10 protein-coding genes are annotated in these 19,916 nt (G+C 33.8%); 5 read left to right on the top strand and 5 right to left on the bottom strand.

The window, feature by feature from the left end; translation table 11 throughout:
• Nucleotides 1-784: 784 nt before the first annotated feature.
• Genes ACNRYB_RS07355 through ACNRYB_RS07345 form a run of 3 tightly spaced genes read right to left on the bottom strand, consistent with a single transcriptional unit; the run spans nucleotide 785 to nucleotide 6,548 of the window.
• Nucleotides 785-1,573, bottom strand: a complete 789-nt coding sequence (locus ACNRYB_RS07355) for a hypothetical protein (protein WP_473729667.1) — start codon at nucleotides 1,571-1,573, stop codon at nucleotides 785-787.
• A gap of 27 nt (nucleotides 1,574-1,600) precedes the next feature.
• The gene (locus ACNRYB_RS07350; RefSeq protein ID WP_473729666.1) at nucleotides 1,601-3,307 is read right to left on the bottom strand and encodes a RagB/SusD family nutrient uptake outer membrane protein; all 1,707 of its coding nucleotides are present in this window, start codon (nucleotides 3,305-3,307) and stop codon (nucleotides 1,601-1,603) included.
• A 16-nt stretch (nucleotides 3,308-3,323) separates the two neighbouring features.
• Nucleotides 3,324-6,548, bottom strand: a complete 3,225-nt coding sequence (locus ACNRYB_RS07345) for a SusC/RagA family TonB-linked outer membrane protein (RefSeq protein WP_129748474.1) — start codon at nucleotides 6,546-6,548, stop codon at nucleotides 3,324-3,326.
• Nucleotides 6,549-6,893: 345 nt separating this feature from the next.
• On the opposite strand from ACNRYB_RS07345, the gene ACNRYB_RS07340 reads away from it, so the two are divergent.
• The gene (locus tag ACNRYB_RS07340) at nucleotides 6,894-9,773 is read left to right on the top strand and encodes a helix-turn-helix and ligand-binding sensor domain-containing protein (RefSeq protein WP_129748473.1); all 2,880 of its coding nucleotides are present in this window, start codon (nucleotides 6,894-6,896) and stop codon (nucleotides 9,771-9,773) included.
• A 38-nt stretch (nucleotides 9,774-9,811) separates the two neighbouring features.
• Here ACNRYB_RS07340 and ACNRYB_RS07335 read toward each other — a convergent pair whose 3' ends face one another.
• Both ACNRYB_RS07335 and gldJ read right to left on the bottom strand, forming a co-directional pair.
• Nucleotides 9,812-11,095 (bottom strand): UDP-N-acetylmuramoyl-tripeptide--D-alanyl-D-alanine ligase, encoded by a 1,284-nt coding sequence (locus ACNRYB_RS07335; protein ID WP_473729665.1) that lies wholly within the window; start codon nucleotides 11,093-11,095, stop codon nucleotides 9,812-9,814.
• A 117-nt stretch (nucleotides 11,096-11,212) separates the two neighbouring features.
• On the bottom strand, nucleotides 11,213-12,898 hold the full coding sequence (gldJ, locus tag ACNRYB_RS07330) for a gliding motility lipoprotein GldJ (protein WP_129746224.1): 1,686 nt from the start codon (nucleotides 12,896-12,898) through the stop codon (nucleotides 11,213-11,215).
• A gap of 212 nt (nucleotides 12,899-13,110) precedes the next feature.
• Here gldJ and porU point away from each other — a divergent pair, with 212 nt between their 5' ends.
• The 4 genes from porU (at nucleotide 13,111) to pdhA (ending at nucleotide 19,914) form a co-directional block, all read left to right on the top strand.
• Nucleotides 13,111-16,947 carry a type IX secretion system sortase PorU gene (porU, locus tag ACNRYB_RS07325; RefSeq protein WP_473729664.1) on the top strand — a complete coding sequence of 1,279 codons (3,837 nt, stop codon included), beginning with the start codon at nucleotides 13,111-13,113 and terminating at the stop codon, nucleotides 16,945-16,947.
• Nucleotides 16,948-16,987: 40 nt separating this feature from the next.
• Nucleotides 16,988-18,193, top strand: a complete 1,206-nt coding sequence (porV, locus tag ACNRYB_RS07320) for a type IX secretion system outer membrane channel protein PorV (RefSeq protein WP_473729663.1) — start codon at nucleotides 16,988-16,990, stop codon at nucleotides 18,191-18,193.
• A gap of 80 nt (nucleotides 18,194-18,273) precedes the next feature.
• The gene (cdd, locus tag ACNRYB_RS07315) at nucleotides 18,274-18,756 is read left to right on the top strand and encodes a cytidine deaminase (RefSeq protein WP_129746212.1); all 483 of its coding nucleotides are present in this window, start codon (nucleotides 18,274-18,276) and stop codon (nucleotides 18,754-18,756) included.
• A gap of 159 nt (nucleotides 18,757-18,915) precedes the next feature.
• On the top strand, nucleotides 18,916-19,914 hold the full coding sequence (gene pdhA / locus ACNRYB_RS07310) for a pyruvate dehydrogenase (acetyl-transferring) E1 component subunit alpha (protein WP_160780881.1): 999 nt from the start codon (nucleotides 18,916-18,918) through the stop codon (nucleotides 19,912-19,914).
• Nucleotides 19,915-19,916: the final 2 nt, after the last annotated feature.

Below are 19,916 nucleotides of genomic sequence, written 5' to 3'. Positions count from 1 at the left end.
ACACTACACTATATTTCTGTATGAAAAGTTTATTAAAAATTATTAAAACTACAACGTGATAGTAGTACTAACCAAAACATAAACAACTATAATATAGACAATTACAATAACATTAAGCTCAATTTTAACAAAAATCAAAAAATAGAGAATATCATATTTTTACCTTACTTTTTTTACATTATTGATAATATTTTTTATCGAAAGAAAAATCTTATTTTTGATAAATTTATAAGAAATATTTTACTTTTGTAGCGATTTATAAATAAAAAATTGAAAATATTCACCTCAAAAAATGGAGAAAAAAGTCAGTTTTGATGCAAATAATGAAGTCATGTTCACTTTCTATCAGATTCTAAATTTCAAGACCTACCAGAAGATTGATTAACTTATAATACAAGAGAAGAAACAATTTCTAATAATCATTCAAAAGAGACAGCAAAAGGATCCTGCTTACTTCCCAAATTCTTTAGTATTGCTCTACACGAAAAGAATATAGAATTGTATCAGAATACAGTGCAGAAATTGAATTAGAGCAAAGCTTTTGCCTCTACATTCTCTCTTTATAGGCATATTTTACAGTATATTTAACTATTCCAACTATAACAAAAAATAGCCCATAATCGAAATTATGGGCTACCCAGGCAATAAACTTAACTTAAACTAACCATAGTTTAAATCTTCAGAATACACTTACGTTTTATTCGTAACGAAGCATAAGATGTTTGAAATTCGAAAAAGGAATCTTTTAGTCTTCCTTTTTCGAAATAACTAACACAAAATATTATTATTCAGGTTTGAAAACAAACGTCCAACCTGTTCCATATGTTTCACTATTACTTAAATAAAGAATCATCTTGTCTTCTTCAAGACTTACGATAGTATAAACACCATCAGCATTTCCTGCAGCTGAACCTAACATTTTTGAATTTATGATAGTCAACTGTTTATTTTTGATATCCAGTTTAAAGCTTCCTTTTGTCGGTGTAGCACTTGCTGTTTCATAATGGTTGTAATTTGCTGCTCCATCTAGATCAAAATGCATTTTCCCTAATGCATCACTTGGAGGACAACAATCCCCAGCATTCCACCAAGCTGTCATAGCACTTTCAGCACTTCCATTTGGAGACATAAACCACCAGAATCTTCCAGAACCTTGCGTACCATCAAAAACCCACGTTTTACCAGCTGCCGTATTAGTTCCAACTAAATCATACCAGTCTTGCTCTAAAGGAGTGTCTAACTGATCAATTTGAACATCAATCGTCTTAGTAAAAAATTCAGCACCTAGAGTTCCAACAAAAGTAAATGTCGCTTTTCCTGGAATAGGATAAACAAACGTTACTTCATTTGTTAGCGCTTTATCTAAACCATAATCCCAATATCCAGTCACACCCAGAGTTGTCATATTAAGAGTGATCTTATTTCCACCTGGCGTACTTTGAGTAGCTACTAATTCAACTCCAGCAACGTCAGTAGAATTCGTTAAATGCTGTTCATCTACTATTGGGTCACATGCTGAAAAAGTCAACGTAAAAAGAGCCAAAAGAAGATATAATATTTTATTGATTTTCATATTTATCTATATTAATATTGTTAAATTTTACCACCCTGGATTTTGTGTATAAACTCCATTTGATAGTCTAAGTTCTGTTTCAGGCATAGAAACCAAACCTTTAGTCTCTGGTCTATATTTTACGCTGTAATTTGCTGCAGTACCTGAATTTCTAACTGGAATCATGCTATTGTACGCATTATCAACATCTCCCCAACGAATTAAATCAAACCAGTGCAATCCTTCGAAAGCAAATTCATGCAAACGCTCTGCTTTAATGTTTTCAAGTGAATATCCAACTGGATCCAGTTTTGCTCTTGCTCTAACTGCATTTAATCCTGCTGCTGTTTTAGTAATCTCAGAATGCATCAATAATACATCTGCGTAACGCATAAAGATAAAATCTTGCGCATGCATTAATTGCATATCAGTATTAGACCAGTTGTACAATTGAACAAACATTCCGACAGTAGTTCCACCTGCATTAGGGTATTGTAGAGAAATATATTTTTTATTGAAATATCCTGTCTCATGATCTCCTTTATCTTGCGCGTAACCAGCTGTTCCTTGATCTGCTTTACCTACTTCAAGTATAGAGCCTCTTTTTCTTGGATCGCGTTCTTCCCAGTTACTGTATAAACTTGGATTTACTGTACACCAGCCCCATCCTTCTCCAAATGGCACTAATGAATTACCACGTAATGCAGAGAACAGACATAATCTATTAGTATAAATATTACCATTTGTCCAAGACCAATCTCCAAAAGAGAAACGCTGAACAAACATTGTCTCATAATTTCCAGTTCCAAATGTTGGACTAACACCATCTTGTCCTACCCATGACAAACCTTCTGTTGCAGCCCATGGCAAAACATTATTTCCAGAAGCTTTATTAACATAAGAGTAAGGCCAAAGATTTCTAAAATCAGGAACCAGAGCATGTCCGCTATTAGTCATACAGTCAGTTAAATAACTTGCTACTTGTGTTGCATTCAAAGATCCTCCTTCTGCCAAAGGCAATTCCTCAGTAGCTTGTTTCTCCATATTTGTCATATAACCTGTGTAAAAGAGAAATACACGTCCTAAATAAGCTTCTGCAACCCATTTATTAGCATGACCATATCTCGATGTTGGAATACTTGGAAATGGCGTGGCTGGCATTATTTCTATTGCCTTTTTTAAATCTGATGCAATCTGTGCAAATGTTTCAGTATAAGTATTTCTTGGCCCATCTTTTTTCCCATCAATAGTTATGATTAATGGAACTCCTCCAAAAAACTTAGCTAATCTGAAGTAGAAAAATGCTCTCATAAAATAAGCCTCTCCAATTGCTTGTTGCTTAAATTGATCAGCTTCAGCAGGAGTATTAAAATAAGTGCTAAAATCTGCAAGAGGCGTTTTCTCTATAATTGCATTTGTTCTCGCAATACCTCTATAAGACTGAACCCACATATCTAAATAGGTATCATCTACAGGATCTTCAAAATTATCAACCCATTTAGCTGTTTTATCATCAGGACCTCCTCCTCCTAACATCATATTATCCATAAGATTGGCTGCAATCTGCTCCTCACTATGCACATTATTTGTATAAATAGCGTTATAAACTCCAGCAGTTGCTTCTTCAATATCTTGAGGTGTCTTATAAAAATTCTCTAAACTCTTTTCTGTCAAATTATCAGTATCAAGATAATCATCACAGCTCGCTACAATAAATACAGCCGAAATCGCTACTAAATATTTTATTTTTTTCATTGTAATTGTATTTATATTAAAAATCAGCACTTAAACCAAACATCACCGTTCTAGCTTGTGGATACAAACCTAAATCAATTCCTGAAGCCCAAGGAGCATTTGTATTATCTCCTGACCAACGAACTTCTGGATCCATACCATCATATTTAGTAAATGTATATAGGTTATTTACTGCAACATAAAATTTAAGATTTGAGATGAACTTGAAATCTTTAAATATTTCGTTGAAATTATAACCTAACGTTAAGTTGTTTATTCTCAAATAATCTGCATTTTGCATATAAATATCTGACACATAATTGCTGTTTCTATTTGAAGTGGCACTTAATCTAGGCATTTTAGTAGATGTACCTTCTCCATGCCAACGATCAAAAACATCAGAAGTATAATTTTGAGCAGGACTATCCGCAAAAGATCTATATGACTGCATAACTTGCATACCAAATTTACCAGCCATAGTAGTGTTCAAGTAAACATTTTTGTATTCAAAATTTAACTGAATCCCTAATTCAAAATCTGGATTTGGATTCCCTAGGTAAACTTTATCGCTTTCGTCGATAACACCGTCATTATTTTGGTCAACAAAACGAACATCACCAGGACGTTGATCGCTAAAATAAGGTTGTCCATTTGGACCAACATATTCACTAACTTCTTGTTGATTTTGCAAAATTCCTGCTGTTTTAAAGCCGTAGAAATAACCTAATGGGTAACCTACCTTACCTCGTGAGATTTCTCCTGTTCCTTGAGACAATACGTTAGAAGGACCATGTAATATTCCGTCAGCATTTGCAATTCTAGTAACTTTATTTTTATTGAATGCACCACTTACAGTAGCTCCATATTTAAAGCCTCCAATTTTATCATTCCAATTTACAGAAAACTCAAAACCTTTGTTTTCGATATCTCCACCATTAAAATAAGGAGGTGCAGCTCCATCTGTTCCTCTTCCTGCTGCTAGAACTAACCAGTCTTTAGTAGTTTTATTATACCAATCTAAAGTCACATTTAATCTTGAATCAAAAAAACTTGCATCAAGACCAAAATCTAATTGCTCTGATGTTTCCCAAGTTAAATCTGGATTTGTTACTCTAGCTGGATAAGCTGTAGTTCCAGAAATTGGTTTTGTATCTCCAAAAAAGTATCCAGGAAAAACATACGCAATATTTGAAGAGTAATAAAAGTTAGGAATATCTTGGTTACCATTTTGCCCCCAGCTTCCTCTCAATTTTAATGAATTAAGCCATTTTGAAGAGCTATCCATAAAATCTTCTTTTGTAACTACCCAACCTGCAGAAACAGAAGGGAAATACCCCCATCTTTTGCCTTCAGCAAAGTTAGAAGAACCATCGGCACGTATTGTTGCTGAAAGAAGGTATTTTTCTTTATAATCGTATTGTGCTCTAGCAAAATAAGACATAATACCACCTCCACCAGCTGAAGTGTCCATTCCATTAGTTCCAATATCATTAATTGTTTTTGGAGCTGTGTTGTTTAAGTAAGCATATTGCGGATCTTCACCAAATGTTAAATTGTTTCTAGAACCACTAACATTGTTGTTCACCAAATATTGAATTAACTCAGTTCCTGCAACAGCAGAAATATTATGATTTCCAAATTGTTTTTTATAAGAAACCGTATTTGTCCAAGTTGAATTAGCTCCAATATAAGAATACTGAGATGCACCATTGATATAATCTTGATAAAGCACACCCAAATTATATGTTGGGTTCATAGATCTACCATATCCAAACCAAGAATCAATACCATAAACCGTTCTAAATTTCAAATCTTTAATCGGTTCAATTTCTAAGAAGGCATTTCCTGTAATTCTATTATCTTTTGGATAATTATAATTACTTCTATAAAACATTACCGCTAAAGGATTTGTTTGGCCTGTAGAAATACCATCTAAAGTTGGAGTAAAACCAAATTTATCAATATTTCTGTCAATTGAAGTCTGCCAATAAGCTGGCTGTAATGGATTTGCAGTTAATGCGTTATGCAAATCATTGCCATAAATATTACCATTAGAAACCCCTCTATTTTGAGAATTAGTGTAAGTAACATTTTCTCCTACAGTAATGATGCTATGGCTATCATTCTTTTTAAGAACCATTTGAGTATTTAATCTTGCTGTAAGTCTTTTAAAACCTGCATCTACTAAATCTCCACCAATAATACCATCTTGCTCGAAGTAAGAAACTCCAAAAGCGTAAGTTATGTCCTCGCTACCCCCAGTGATGTTAAGAGAGTGATTCATGATCGGAGCATCTTTTTTACTCATTTCATTAATCCAGTTTGTACCTGTCCATCCATTTTGTAATTTCTGCCAAATCTCATTTCCTAATTGAGTACCAGCGCCAGGAAATTGAGTGTTTAACCATGAATTATTAGTCAAAAGTTTTTGCCAATCTTGACGAGGCAACCCATCATTTACTCTTCCTTCATCCATAATGTACATATACTCTTGCGCATTCAAAGGATCTAAGTTTTTATAGATATTTTGAATACCAAAATAACTGTCATAAGTAATTCTTGCAGCTCTACCTTTTTTACCTTTTACTGTCGTAACCAATACAACTCCATTAGCCGCTCTAGATCCATATATAGCTGCAGAAGCCGCATCTTTTAATACATCAATAGATTCAATATCTGAAGGGCTCAAATAATCAATATTACCAACAGAAATACCATCAACAATGTACAACGGATTTGAGTTTCCATTCGTACCCAATCCACGAATAGTTACCTTAGTACCAGCCCCAGGTGAGCCATTTGTTCTTGTAATACTAATACCGGGAGCAATACCTTGAAGTGCCTCCATAGCAGATCCTGTATTTAACTCCTTAATCGTTTCTCCTTTAAGATTTGTTGAAGCACCAGTAATGAGACCTTTTTTCTGAGTACCATAACCTACTACGACAACTTCATTCAAGTTTTGAGATGTTGCAGTAAGAAGCACATTCATCTTTGTCCTTCCATTAATAGCCTCATTTAGTGTATTAAAACCAACGAAACTAATAACTAATACCCCATTTGAAGGAGCGCTGATCTGAAATTTCCCATCGAAGTCAGATGCAGTTGCTTTATTGGTTCCCTTTACTAAAACCGTCGCTCCTGGGACGGGCAATCCACTTTCATCATTAATGGTTCCATTTACTGTCACATCCTGAGCAAATGCAACAGCTGAAAACAGCAAAGACGAAATACAAAAAATAAATAATTTTGTTAATTTCATTTTTCTAAAAATTTTGGTTAATTAATTAGTAATTTGATGCAATTATAATGTTAAATTTTAATAAGCATTCTATTAAAATTCTTTACAAAAACACTTCAAACTAAATTTTAACACACTACAAAAACACAACATTTATTACCTAATTATTTAATTTACAACAATTTAATTTTGAAAAAAAAATGTTACAAAAATGTTAATTAAAAAAAACGTATATTACATTGCTTTAACAGCAAGTAATACGCTATAAATTAAAAATAATTTAAAAAACACGATTTATTTTGTTTGATAAATCAACAATCTAAAATCAAAATAAAGCATTTATAATAAAAATATATTTAAAATTTTATGAAATCCGTAGTTAGATCCTTCACATTATTTTTGTTATTTTTCTTACAAACAAAAAGTTTTTCTCAGGTAAAAAATATAGGAATTCCAGATATAAAAAACTATAAAAGATCAGAATATAAAGGTGGTACTCAAAACTGGAGTATAGATCAGGATAAAAATGGAAACATTTATTTCGCAAACAATAGCGGTCTGATCCAATTTGACGGTTCAAATTGGCATAAGTATTCTTTGCCCAACAAATCTGAGATTAGAAGCCTGAAAATCGATGCTTTAGGAAGAATATTTGTAGGCGGAAATAATGAATTCGGATATTTTAAAACCGATGAAAAAGGTATTTTAAAATATCATTCTTTATATAATTTATTAAGTCCGATAGATAAGGAAAATATTAATCTCATCTGGAGAATACACATTTTTAATGGCGAAATTATCTTTCAATCCTTTAGCAAAGTATTTTTTCTAAAAAATGAAAAAGTTACTACACTTACTGCTCCCCATAAATTTCAGTTTTCATTCTTAGTAAACAATCGTCTATATTTTCAGGATAAAACATTAGGTGTGCTTGAATACAAAAACAGAAAGCTCACCGCAATAAAAGGCACTACTGTTTTTAACGATAAGGAGATATGGTCTCTTTTTCCATTATCAAATAACAGATTGTTATATGCTACTTTAGAAAAAGGGCTTTTCGTGTCAGAAAATGGCATTATCAAGCCATGGGCAACTGAGGCTAACGAATTTATTAAGAAAAACACATCTCTAGGAGGAGCTATCATCAAAAACAAGTTTATAATACTTAATTCGGTATTAGACGGTGCGATTATTTGTGATTTGAACGGAAAAATAATTCAGCATCTAAATCGTCAAAAAGGCATCCAAAACAATACTATTTTAGCATCTTTTGTTGACAAGAAAAGCAATATCTGGCTTGGACTCGACAATGGTATTACTTTTATAAATGAAAATTCGCCTTTTTCTTATTTTGATTACAGTTATAACATCGGGACAGTATACGCATCAACAACGCATAATGGAAATCTTTATGTGGCTACAAACCAAGGATTATTCTATCACGCTTGGGGAGGCTCATTTAAAGATAGTCCGTTTACAAGAGTTGAAGGAACAATTTCGCAAGTTTGGAATATTCAAGTTTTAAATAATGTCTTAATATGCGCTAGTAATAGTGGAGCGTTAATTATTGAAAACAACAGAGTTTCGAAAATACTTGACAATAAAGGTTATTTCGGGTTTAAAAAAATACCGGATCATGAAAACTATATAATAGGCGAAAGTTATAACGGATTTTCAGTTTTCAAGAGGTCCGCAACTGGATACGACTACTTACATCAAGTGAAGGGTTTTGATGAAACAACTAACAATTTTTCTGTAGAAATAGATGCAAACTATTTATGGCTTAAGAAAAACCCTTTTCTGTATCAAGTAAAATTGTCTGAAGATTTACAAAGGTTTGATTTCATCAAAAAACACGTCAATATATCAGAAAAATTTAAAGGAATTAACAGTCTTCAAAACATTAACGGCAAAGTATATTTTCAAGTAAAAAATCATTTTTACAGGTATTCTGTCGAGCAAGAAGCATTTTTTGAAGATAAAAAAATCACCAATTTATTCAACGGAATCCCAACCATCAACACTTTAATTGAAGATTCAGCCGGAAATCTCTGGTATGCGTTTAATGAATCGCTTGGTGTATTAGTAAAAAATAAAAACGGGACTTTTACTAAGAAACAGGCCATATTCTCCAACTTAACAGGGAATTTGGTAAACAATTATATTTCTGTAAATGCCATAGATCCTCAAAACATCTTTATAGGATTAACAGATCGTTTGGCGCATTATAATTCGACTATTCCAAACACTTTTATGACAAAACCTAAAGCTTTTATTGAAAGCTTTACCAACCCTGGAGACACCATTTTAACTGGAAATCTAACTAGTAAACTAGAATCATACAGCATACCTTACAAACACAATCGCGTCAAATTTACCTTTGCGTCGCCAACTTACGAAAATCAAGAAAATGTAATGTATTCTTATAAATTGGAACCTTTTGAAGAAAATTGGCGCGGCTGGTCATCTACAGCCATAAAAGAATATACCAATTTGAGAGAAGGCAATTATGTAATGAAATTAAGAGCACGAAACAGTTATGGTATCGAATCGAATATTACTGAAGTTGAATTTACAGTATCTCCTCCTTGGTACAGACACTTTTTGGCTTATTTATTTTACTTGGTACTCATCTTATTGGGCGCGTATTTAATTTCCGTTAGAATTAAATTAAAGATTAGAAAAAATAGGTATTATGAAACTATAGAACAAAGAAGATTGTATCTCGAAAAAGAATCTAAAATTAGACATGAACAACATGACTTGGAGAAAGAAATTGAGAAGCTTAAAAACGACAAACTTCAAATCAAGATCCTTGCAAAAGATAAAGAACTAGTAAACAACTCCTTACAGGTAGTAAAAAAGAACAAAGTATTAAACGGAATTATTCATAAACTGAAAGATATTGATACTGGAATATTAGATGAAAACACTAAAGCTGAGTTTAGCAAACTTCATAAAAGTATAGTAAAAGAAGTAAATACTGACAAGAGTTGGAAAGACTTGGAAAAACACATTAAAAACGTTCATTTCGAATTTCTGAAGCGACTAAAAGGACAGTATCCGACTATTTCACCTAGAGAATTGGATTTATCGACTTATTTATTAATGAATATGTCTACAAAAGAAATAGCCGAAATTATGAACATTTCGACAGGTGGGGTTGAGTTGGCCCGTTACCGTTTAAGAAAGAAATTAGGATTAAACAAAAAAGAAAACCTAATTGGATTTTTAATGAGCATATAAAAACAAAGCCATTCAAATACTGAATGGCTTTACTTTTTTTAAATATAATCTAAAGTTCGCTCTAAGGCCATACCTCTCGAACCTTTTATTAATATCATATTAGAATCAAATTTGAAGGTCTTAAGGAATTCAGCAAAAGCATCGAATGTTTCAAAAAACTGAATGTTTTCATTAGAAATTTTATTAGCAAAAAAAGATTTTCCTAATAAAAAGCATTGAGCTTCATTCTGACTTTCCAAAGAATCAACTATAACTTTATGTTCATAAAGGCTTTCGTCTCCCAATTCGAACATATCTCCAAGAATCATAATCTTATTTTTCTTGTCTAACTGCAAGAAATTAGTAATCGCAACAGCCATACTGCTCGGATTAGCATTATAAGCATCTAAAATAATCTCATTTGAACCTTTTTGCATCATCTGAGACCTATTGTTTGCCGGAATATAATTTTCGATAGCGCTCTTTATATCGCTTTCTTTTACATTAAAGTATTTTCCAATCGCCGTTGCCGCATTAATATTATTGGCGTTATAAAGCCCAATTAAATGCGATTCAATTGAGAAATCATTATAATCAATAGCAACAAAAGGATTTGCGGTAATATTCTGAATATTCAAATCTGCATTTTCTTTTTTTACTCCAAAAGTAAATGATTTTATTCCTTTAGATTTTTCTATCTGAATAGGATCTTCCAGATTTACAAAAACAGTTTTTTGGTTTGTCGCAAGATATTGGTACATTTCGCTTTTACCTGCAATCACTCCTTCAACTCCTCCAAAACCTTCCAAATGTGCTTTTCCAAAGTTAGTTATATAGCCAAAATCGGGTTGTGCAATCTGGCATAAAAACTCGATTTCTTTTTGATGATTAGCGCCCATTTCGACAATTCCAATTTCCGTTTCTTTGGTAAAAGAAAGCAAAGTCAATGGCACTCCAATATGATTATTTAAATTGCCAATAGTCGCTTTTGTTTTAAACTTTTTTGACAACACAACATTAATTAATTCTTTTGTCGTTGTTTTTCCATTACTGCCTGTTAAAGCAACAATTGGTAGCCCTAAATAATTCCTGTGAAATTTTGCCAACTCCTGAAGTGTTTGCAGACTATTTTCTACCAAAATGGTTCTATCATCAATAAAATAAGATTCGTTGTCAATAACAACAAATAAAGCGCCTAAATCTAATGCTTCTTTAGCAAATGTATTAGCGTCGAAATTCTCCCCTTTAATAGCAAAAAACATCGAATTCTTCTCGATTTTTCTTGTATCAATAGACAGAGAACTGCACTGTAAAAACAAGTTATGAATGTCTTGAATATTCATTTATATATTTTTTAATAAGTCATAAAAGTAGAAAAAAAACAATAAAAAAATTCCAAATTCCAGACTGAATATTCAGCTTTTGGAATTTGGAATTTTTATTATTTGAATTCCTAAATCTTAGTTTCTAGGAGATTTTCTTTTTTCAGATTTTGAACCTACTCTAGACATTGCACATCTGAAACCAATGTAATCAGTTGCCATATCTTGAGGGAAGTATCTTCTTTGAGCTGGATCTAACCAGTAAGCTCTATCTCTCCAAGAACCTCCTTTGTAAACTCTTACTTTATCATCGATTAAAGTTGTACGTTTACTAGAGTTATCATATTTTCTGATCATTTTTCCTAAACTGTCTGTAGTAACATTGTGTTTAGGAGAGTTGTACATTGCCTGATCTGCTTTAGGTCCAGACTCTGAATCACCAAAATCAAAAAATCTAGAAGATTGCTTATCACCATCTCTATAGTTGATGTTGTCGCTTGTACTGAAATTTTGTCTTAAATACGTTTCTTGTTCGTCAACTGGCACTTGAGCAATTTCGCCTGGAAGGTTTCTTGCAATCACTTTACCGTTACTTAAAGTATCATATTTAATTGTAGCCGTTGTAACAATTTCAATTTTACCATCTTTACCAATTTTATTTTTAGCATATTGGTTACCTCTGTAATAGTTGAAATCATTTGCTTCATTATCAATAATTGGTCTGTAGACGTCAGCTACCCATTCTGCAACGTTTCCTGCCATATCATATAGACCGAAATCGTTTGGCGCATAACTTTTCACAGCATTTGTGATATCTGCTCCGTCATCTGACCAACCTGCAATTCCACCGTAATCACCATTTCCTTGTTTAAAGTTAGCCAATTGATCACCTTTGTTTTTACGTTTGTTAGAACGTGTGTAATCTCCAGACCAAGGATATTTCTTTTGTCCTTTGTAGATATTGTATTCTCTTTGTCCAACATCAGCAGCAGCTGCATATTCCCATTCAGCTTCAGTAGGAAGTCTGTACTCTGGTAAAATAATTCCAGATGAACGTTGTGCGTAAACATTTTTCTCTTCTGGCACAACACCGTCTTTACCAGCTTTAGGTCTTCTCCCCGTTGGATTTTTCTTTAAAACGATTTCTTCACTTGCACCACGTGATGTACTTGGAGACATCAAGTATCCTTCAGTATTAAATGCATTTTCAGCATTAACATCATTTGTTTTAGCTCCTTTTTTAAGATATCCGTTTTTCTCTAAAACAGCCTCGTTTACACGGTCTGTTCTCCATTTACTAAACTCAACTGCTTGAATCCAGTTAACACCAACTACAGGATAGTTAGCATAAGATGGGTGTCTTAAATAGTTGTTAGTCATCGTTTCGTTGTATCCTAAACGATTTCTCCACACCAATGTATCAGGAGATGCTCCTTCGTAAATGTTTTTGTAATTTTCTTCTGTTGGTGGGAAAACTTTCTTTAACCACTCTAGGTATTCTAAGTACATACCGTTCGTAACTTCAGTTTCATCCATATAGAATGATTGAACGTGTTGTTGAGTTGGCGTGTTATTCCAATCATGCATAACATCATCCTGTACTTTACCCATAGTAAACGTACCTCCTTCAACAAAAACTAAACCAGGGCCAGCCTGTTGTTTTTTACCTGCATTTCTGGCAGCAGTTCCATTCTGACTATCTACATCCCAGCCAGTAGCTCTAGAAGCGTGAGTGGAACTCGATTTTTTGCTACAACTAGCCGTGCCCAACATCAATACCATTGACATCATTAACTGCAAGACTACAATTTTGTTTACTTTCATACTCATTCTTAGGTGATAAATTTAGGTGCTGCAATATAATAATTAACATTTAATTGGCAACATCTGTTCTAATAATTTTATTTAGCTGTTTTTTACCAGAAAATAACCTTTAGTTACGAACGCAAAAATATACTTTTTATTATTACTATAACATGAAATACTATATTTTTACTTACTAATTATTTTTTAATTAAATTTCGCCTTTTTAACAGATGAAGCAAGCATTTCTAATTTACATTTTTTTAATTCCAATTCTCTCATTTTCACAGCTAAATGGGACGATTACAATCGATTGGCAAAATAAAAAAGAAGTAAATTATGGCGAAAACAAATTTATAATTCCGCACTTCTCAGGAAGCAGTTTTCGCTTCGACATTACAAAAAAAAGCATAACGTTGCTTCAAAACTTAAATCAGGCTGGCGTTTCAAGCAGCAGTTTGGTGCAGATCAGCAATGTCATTTTTGAGTCGATTTCGAGAGCTGATTTAGGCGATTTAGCACCTGAAAATATTCCCGAAAAGCCAAATGAATCGATAATAGTTACAAATGCAAGAGATATAAAATATTCTTTTCTTTCTTTGTCTCCTATAATTAAGGAAGGAAACAGCTACAAACGCATAAAGTCCTTCTCTTACTTTATTAGCAATTCAAACGCGCGAACTGCTTCAAGTTCTTCATTTCAAAAACCGGCAGCAATAGTAAATTCTGTTTTAGCTTCTGGCGACTGGTATCGGTTTTACATTCAGAAATCAGGCGTTTACAGAATCAACAGATCTTTTTTGCAAAGTTTAGGATTTGATCCCTCTAAAGTTGATCCGAGAAGAATAAAAATCTACGGCAATGGCGGAAGAATGCTTCCTCTTGCCAACAGCGCTTATTATCCAGATGATTTGACCGAAAATGCCATACAGATAGCTGGAGAAAATGATGGCGTTTTTAACAATGAAGATTACATTCTTTTTTATGCGGAAGGAATTGAAAATTGGAACCAAGAAAGCCAGACCAATTTAAACTTATACGACACTAAGTCCTATTATTATATAACAGCTTCGGGAGGCGACGGAAAAAGAATTCAAAACCTAAATCTGCCAACAGGAAATAGTACTTTAGAACTAAACACGTTTGATGACTATCAATACCACGAAATTGACCAAACCAACATTGTTCATCTTGGCCGTCAATGGCTCGGAGAATCATTTGATATAAATCAAGAACAAGAATTCTCCTTTAGTTTTCCAAATCTTGACACTTCTGTTCCTGTAAAAATAGAAGTTAGTGCTGCAGCGGCATCTTTAACCTCTACTTCTTTTGCCATAACAGCAAACGGACAAAACGCAGGAACTATAAGTTTTTCTCCTTTAATAGCCAATTCTGATACCAAATACACAACAGGCAAACTTCCTGCAAATACTCAATTTACCGGAACAGATAATATCAAAATAAAACTTACCTATAATAATAATGGCGTTCCAGGATCAAAAGGTTATCTGGACTACATCAATCTAACTGCAAAACGAAAACTTTTAGGTATAGGCAAACAATTTCACTTTCAATACAATGCTGCAGGCTCCACAGCTGGAATTGTTAATTATACTATTGGAAACGCATCAGGAATAGCGCAAATCTGGGACGTTACAGACCTATATAATGTTTCTAAAGTCGAAACCGCCAATCAATCTTCTTTTAGTTTTAAAGCTAATTTAGGAGAGGTTAGAAAATATATTGCGATAGATCCTTCTGATTATTATGCTCCGTTAAAAGAAAATCAGTCAAAAATTGCCAATCAGAATTTAAAAGGAACACTTTTTAGAAACAGCCAAAACGCTTTTCAGGACATTGATTATATAATAGTGACGCCAAAGTCTTTAGCTTCTCAAGCAGAAAGATTAGCCAATTTTCATAGAACAAACTCTGGTTTAAACGTAAAAGTTATTTCTTTGGAAAACATCTATCAAGAATTTTCTTCTGGCAAACAAGATATTGCAGCCATTAGAAACTGTGTTAAATATATTTACGACAATGCTTCTTCATCAGACAAAAGAATACGCTATTTAAATTTATTTGGAGATGCTTCATATGATTATAAAGACAGAATTTCGAACAACACTAACATTGTACCTATATATCAGTCTCTAATAAGCAATACTGTGGGAGAAGCTTCATTTCCTTCTGATGATTTCTACGGATTAATGGACGCCAACGAAGGAGTTATCATTCCTTCTCTTGCCGGGATTGATATTGCTTTAGGAAGAATGCTGGTTTCAGACAATGCACAAGCTCAGGAAATGGTCAACAAAATCATAGAATACCATGACACAAAATCTTATGGAAACTGGAGAAATAATGTTGTTTTAATTAGCGATGACTCTGACAGATCAGGCGATCAAACTTTACAAGCAAACCAAAATGCCCTTGCAGATCAAATCGCGACCGAAAAACCTTTTTTCAATATTGATAAAATATTTTTGGACGCTTATACTCAAGAAGCTTCCGCAGGTGGATCGCGATATCCGAAAGCAAGAACCGATTTTTTTAATGCTTTTGAAAAAGGTGCTCTTATATTTAATTATTTAGGACATGGTGGCGAAGACGGATTGGCCAGTGAAAGAATTTGGGAGAAATCAGACGGACAAAACCTTACCAATCAGTACAAATACCCACTATTCATTACCATCACATGTGAGTTTTCACGTTTTGACGACCCAACAAGACCTACAGCTGGCGAATATGTTTACTGGAATCCAAAAGGAGGCGCAATTTCAATGCTGACCACTGTTAGAGAAATCGGACAGACAAATGCCGAAGAATTCAATAAAACAATTAGCAAAAACTTACTTTCTTATGGTTCAAACCAATACAATACTATCGCAGAATCTTTAAGAATATCCAAAAATGAAAATCCGAGCTCTTCAAGCAATGTTGTTTTTTATATAGGAGATCCAGCTTTAATGCTAGCAATTCCAAAACCACGAATTAATTTAACGAAAGTAAACGACATTGTGATTTCGCAAGCAATTCCTGATTTTAAATCATTATCAAAAATTAAAATTTCAGGAGAAATCACAGACGAAAACAACACTTTATTAAGCAATTATAACGGAGAATTGGCTACTGCTATTTTCGATAAATTAATTACAAATACTACTTTAAACAATGACGGCTTTAGCCCTCCAATGCAATTTAAAACTCTTGGAGAAACCATTTTTAGAGGAAATGCCTCTGTGACCAACGGACAATTCGAATTTAGTTTTGTAGTTCCCAGAGACATCAGAATACCTGTAGACAATGGAAGAATCAGCTTTTATTCGAAAAGAAATGAATCATTAGAAAACCAAACCGGCTACAACAACACCATCAAAATTGGGGGAATAAACGAAAATGCACCTCAGGACAATATAAGTCCAAAAGTGAAGTTATATATGAACGATGAAACTTTTGTATCGGGAGGAATAACAAATGAATCGCCATTTCTTTTGGCCTTTCTGGAAGATGAAAATGGGATCAACACAGCAAGCGGAATCGGCCATGATATTGTCGCTATTTTAGATGGAGACGTAAGCAATCCCTATATTTTGAATGATTATTATCAAACAAAATTAGATGATTACACCAACGGAAATTTACGTTTCCCATTCCGAAATTTAGCTCCTGGACTGCATACCATAAGTTTTACTGCTTGGGATGTTTACAACAATCCCGTTACGAGTGAAATTCAATTTACAGTTGTAGGAGACGATTCTTTGACATTATCACACGTTCTTAATTACCCAAATCCATTTTCAACTTATACACAATTTTGGTTTTCTCATAACAGACCTTATGAGCCATTAGACGTGCAGGTTCAGGTAATGACTATTACAGGAAAAGTAGTTTGGACAAAAAATCAAACCGTTACTACAGAAGGTTTTTTATCAAGAGAAATAACATGGGATGGAAGAGATGATTTTGGCGATAGAATCGGAAAAGGAGTGTATATTTACAAACTGACTGTAAAATCAAATTTAACAAATAAAAAGGCAGAAAAATACGAAAAGCTTGTTATCCTATAATATTATATATATTTGCATCACCAAAACACAAGTCCCATAAATGAAAAAACTATCACTTTTACTAATTTGTATTTTTAGCATTTACACCTCAAAGGCCCAAGAATCAAGGCCTATCGTTACTGGAGTACCTTTTTTATTAGTTGCTGCTGATGCTAGAGCAGCTGGTTTAGCAGATCAAGGAGTAGCCACTTCTGCTGACGTTTTCTCACAACAATGGAACCCTGCAAAGTATGCATTTTCTGAAGATGCGCAAGGTCTTTCTATTAGCTACACCCCTTATTTAACAGATCTTGCCAATGATATTTCATTGGGTCAGGTTACGTATTACAACAAAATCAACGAACGAAGCGCATTTGCAGGAAGTTTTCGCTATTTTGGTTTTGGGGGAATCGAACTAAGATACACTGGAGATCCAAATGAAGCCGTAAGAGAAGTAAATCCAAACGAATTTGCTTTAGACGGATCGTATTCACTTAAATTAAGCGATCGATTTTCTATGGCAGTAGCTGCGCGTTTTATTAATTCAAACCTAAAAGTCGCTTCAGAAGAAGTTGATGCTACATCTGCTAGCTCATTTGCAGTTGACGTAGCCGCTTTTTACCAATCAGAAGAAATTGCTTATAGAGATTTCAATGGAAGATGGAGAGCTGGTGTCAACCTTCAGAATATGGGGCCAAAAATCAGTTACGATAACGACGATATAAGCTCAAACTTCTTGCCTGCCAATTTAAGATTAGGAGGAGGATTTGATTTTATTTTTGACGATTACAACAAACTTACCTTAAGTGCCGAGCTTACTAAACTTCTAGTTCCAACCCCTCCAGGAATCGGAACACCTGTTGATGTAAATGGCGACGGAGATTTTGATGATCCTGAAGATATTTCTCAACAAGAAGCAACAGATATCGGATATAGAAATTATAACGATATTGGCTGGTTTGAAGGAATGTTTAAATCTTTTGGAGATGCTCCAGGCGGATTTAAAGAAGAAATGAAAGAGGTAACTTATAGCATTGCTGGAGAATACATGTATCAAGATGCTTTTGCTTTCCGTTTAGGATATTACCACGAAAGCCCAGAGAAAGGTGCTAAGCAATTTTTCTCTTTAGGAGCAGGGTTTAAATACAATATCATGAAAATTGATGTTTCGTACTTATTCTCAGCTTCAAAAATAAAAAACCCTTTAGAAAATACACTTCGTTTCTCTTTAACGTTTAACTTTGGAGACAAATACGATAATTACTAAAGAGAAAAGATTAAAATAGAAATAACTCAATCCAAATTCCGGCATTTTAGGAATTTGGATTTTTTTTCCCTTATAAACAGATGAAAGAAATTAATATAACCTCTTCATTTACAATATTTGATAATTTAAATGAACTTCCAGCCGAAATTCAGGATTTAATGAATCAAGCTGTAGAAATCAGAAAAAAAGCTTATGCCCCTTATTCACAGTTTAAAGTTGGCGCTGCTTTACTTTTAGACAACGGAAAAGTAATCTTAGGTTCAAATCAAGAAAATGCTGCTTACCCATCGGGACTTTGCGCTGAACGAACTGCTATTTTTTATGCCGGAAGCACTTATCCAGAAGCAAAAATCCTGAAAATGGCAATTACAGCAGCTTCAGACACTAATCAGACTGCTGCCCCTATTCCACCTTGCGGATCTTGCCGACAATCAATAGCAGAATATGAGATAAAACAAGACACTCCGATAGAAATTTATTTTATGGGAGAAATTGGTGAAGTTTACAAATCGTCATCCTTAAAAAATTTGCTCCCATTGATGTTTGATAAAAAGTTCTTGTAAAAAAAAGCCAAAAAGTAGTCATTTAATTTTAGTTCTTAAATGTAATGTCTTATTTTTGCATCCCGACCTTTCGGGCGCAAATTTGTGGGAGGAAACTATTTTGCGTTACAGGCACAATAATCGATAACACAAACAACTTTAGCAAAAGAAAGAATTCAGATGAAAGAAGTTACAAAAGAGGTATATTTAAAGTGGTATGAGGACATGCTGCTTTGGAGAAAGTTTGAAGACAAACTTGCAGCATTATACATCCAACAAAAAGTTAGAGGTTTTCTACACCTATATAATGGTCAAGAAGCTGTATTAGCTGGCGCACTGCACGCTATGGATTTGACCAAAGACAAAATGATTACTGCTTACAGAAACCACGTTCAGCCAATCGGTATGGGGGTTGATCCTAGAAACGTAATGGCAGAACTTTTAGGAAAAGCAACAGGAACGTCTAAAGGTATGGGAGGTTCTATGCACATTTTCTCTAAAGAACATGGTTTTTATGGCGGGCACGGAATTGTAGGTGCTCAAATCCCAGTTGGGGCAGGTATTGCTTTCGCAGACAAATATTTTAATACTGGCGGTGTTACCCTAACTTATTTTGGTGACGGAGCTGCTAGACAAGGTTCTCTTCACGAAGCTTTTAATATGGCTATGTTATGGAAACTTCCAGTTGTATTTATTGTTGAAAACAACGGTTATGCAATGGGAACTTCTGTAGAAAGAACTGCAAACCACACTGACATCTGGAAATTAGGTTTAGGTTATGAAATGCCTTGTGGACCTGTTGACGGAATGAACCCTGTAAAAGTTGCTGAAGCAATGCACGAAGCTATCGAAAGAGCTCGTCGCGGAGATGGACCAACTTTCCTTGAAATGAAAACGTACCGTTACAGAGGACACTCTATGTCTGATGCACAATTATACCGTTCTAAAGAAGAGGTTGAAGAGTACAAAAAAATCGACCCGATTACTCAAGTTCTTGATGTAATTATGGATCAAAAATATGCTACAGAAGAAGAAATTGAAGTAATTGACCAAAGAGTTAAAGACTTAGTTGAAGAGTGTGCGAAATTTGCTGAAGAATCTCCATACCCAGATTTAAAACAATTATACGATGTAGTATACGCACAAGAAGACTATCCATTTACACCTCATAAATTATAATA

This window comes from Flavobacterium sp. CR10, assembly GCF_055814415.1.
Note: the sequence above shows the minus strand (reverse complement) of the source record. Positions and strands in the feature narration are given on the sequence as shown.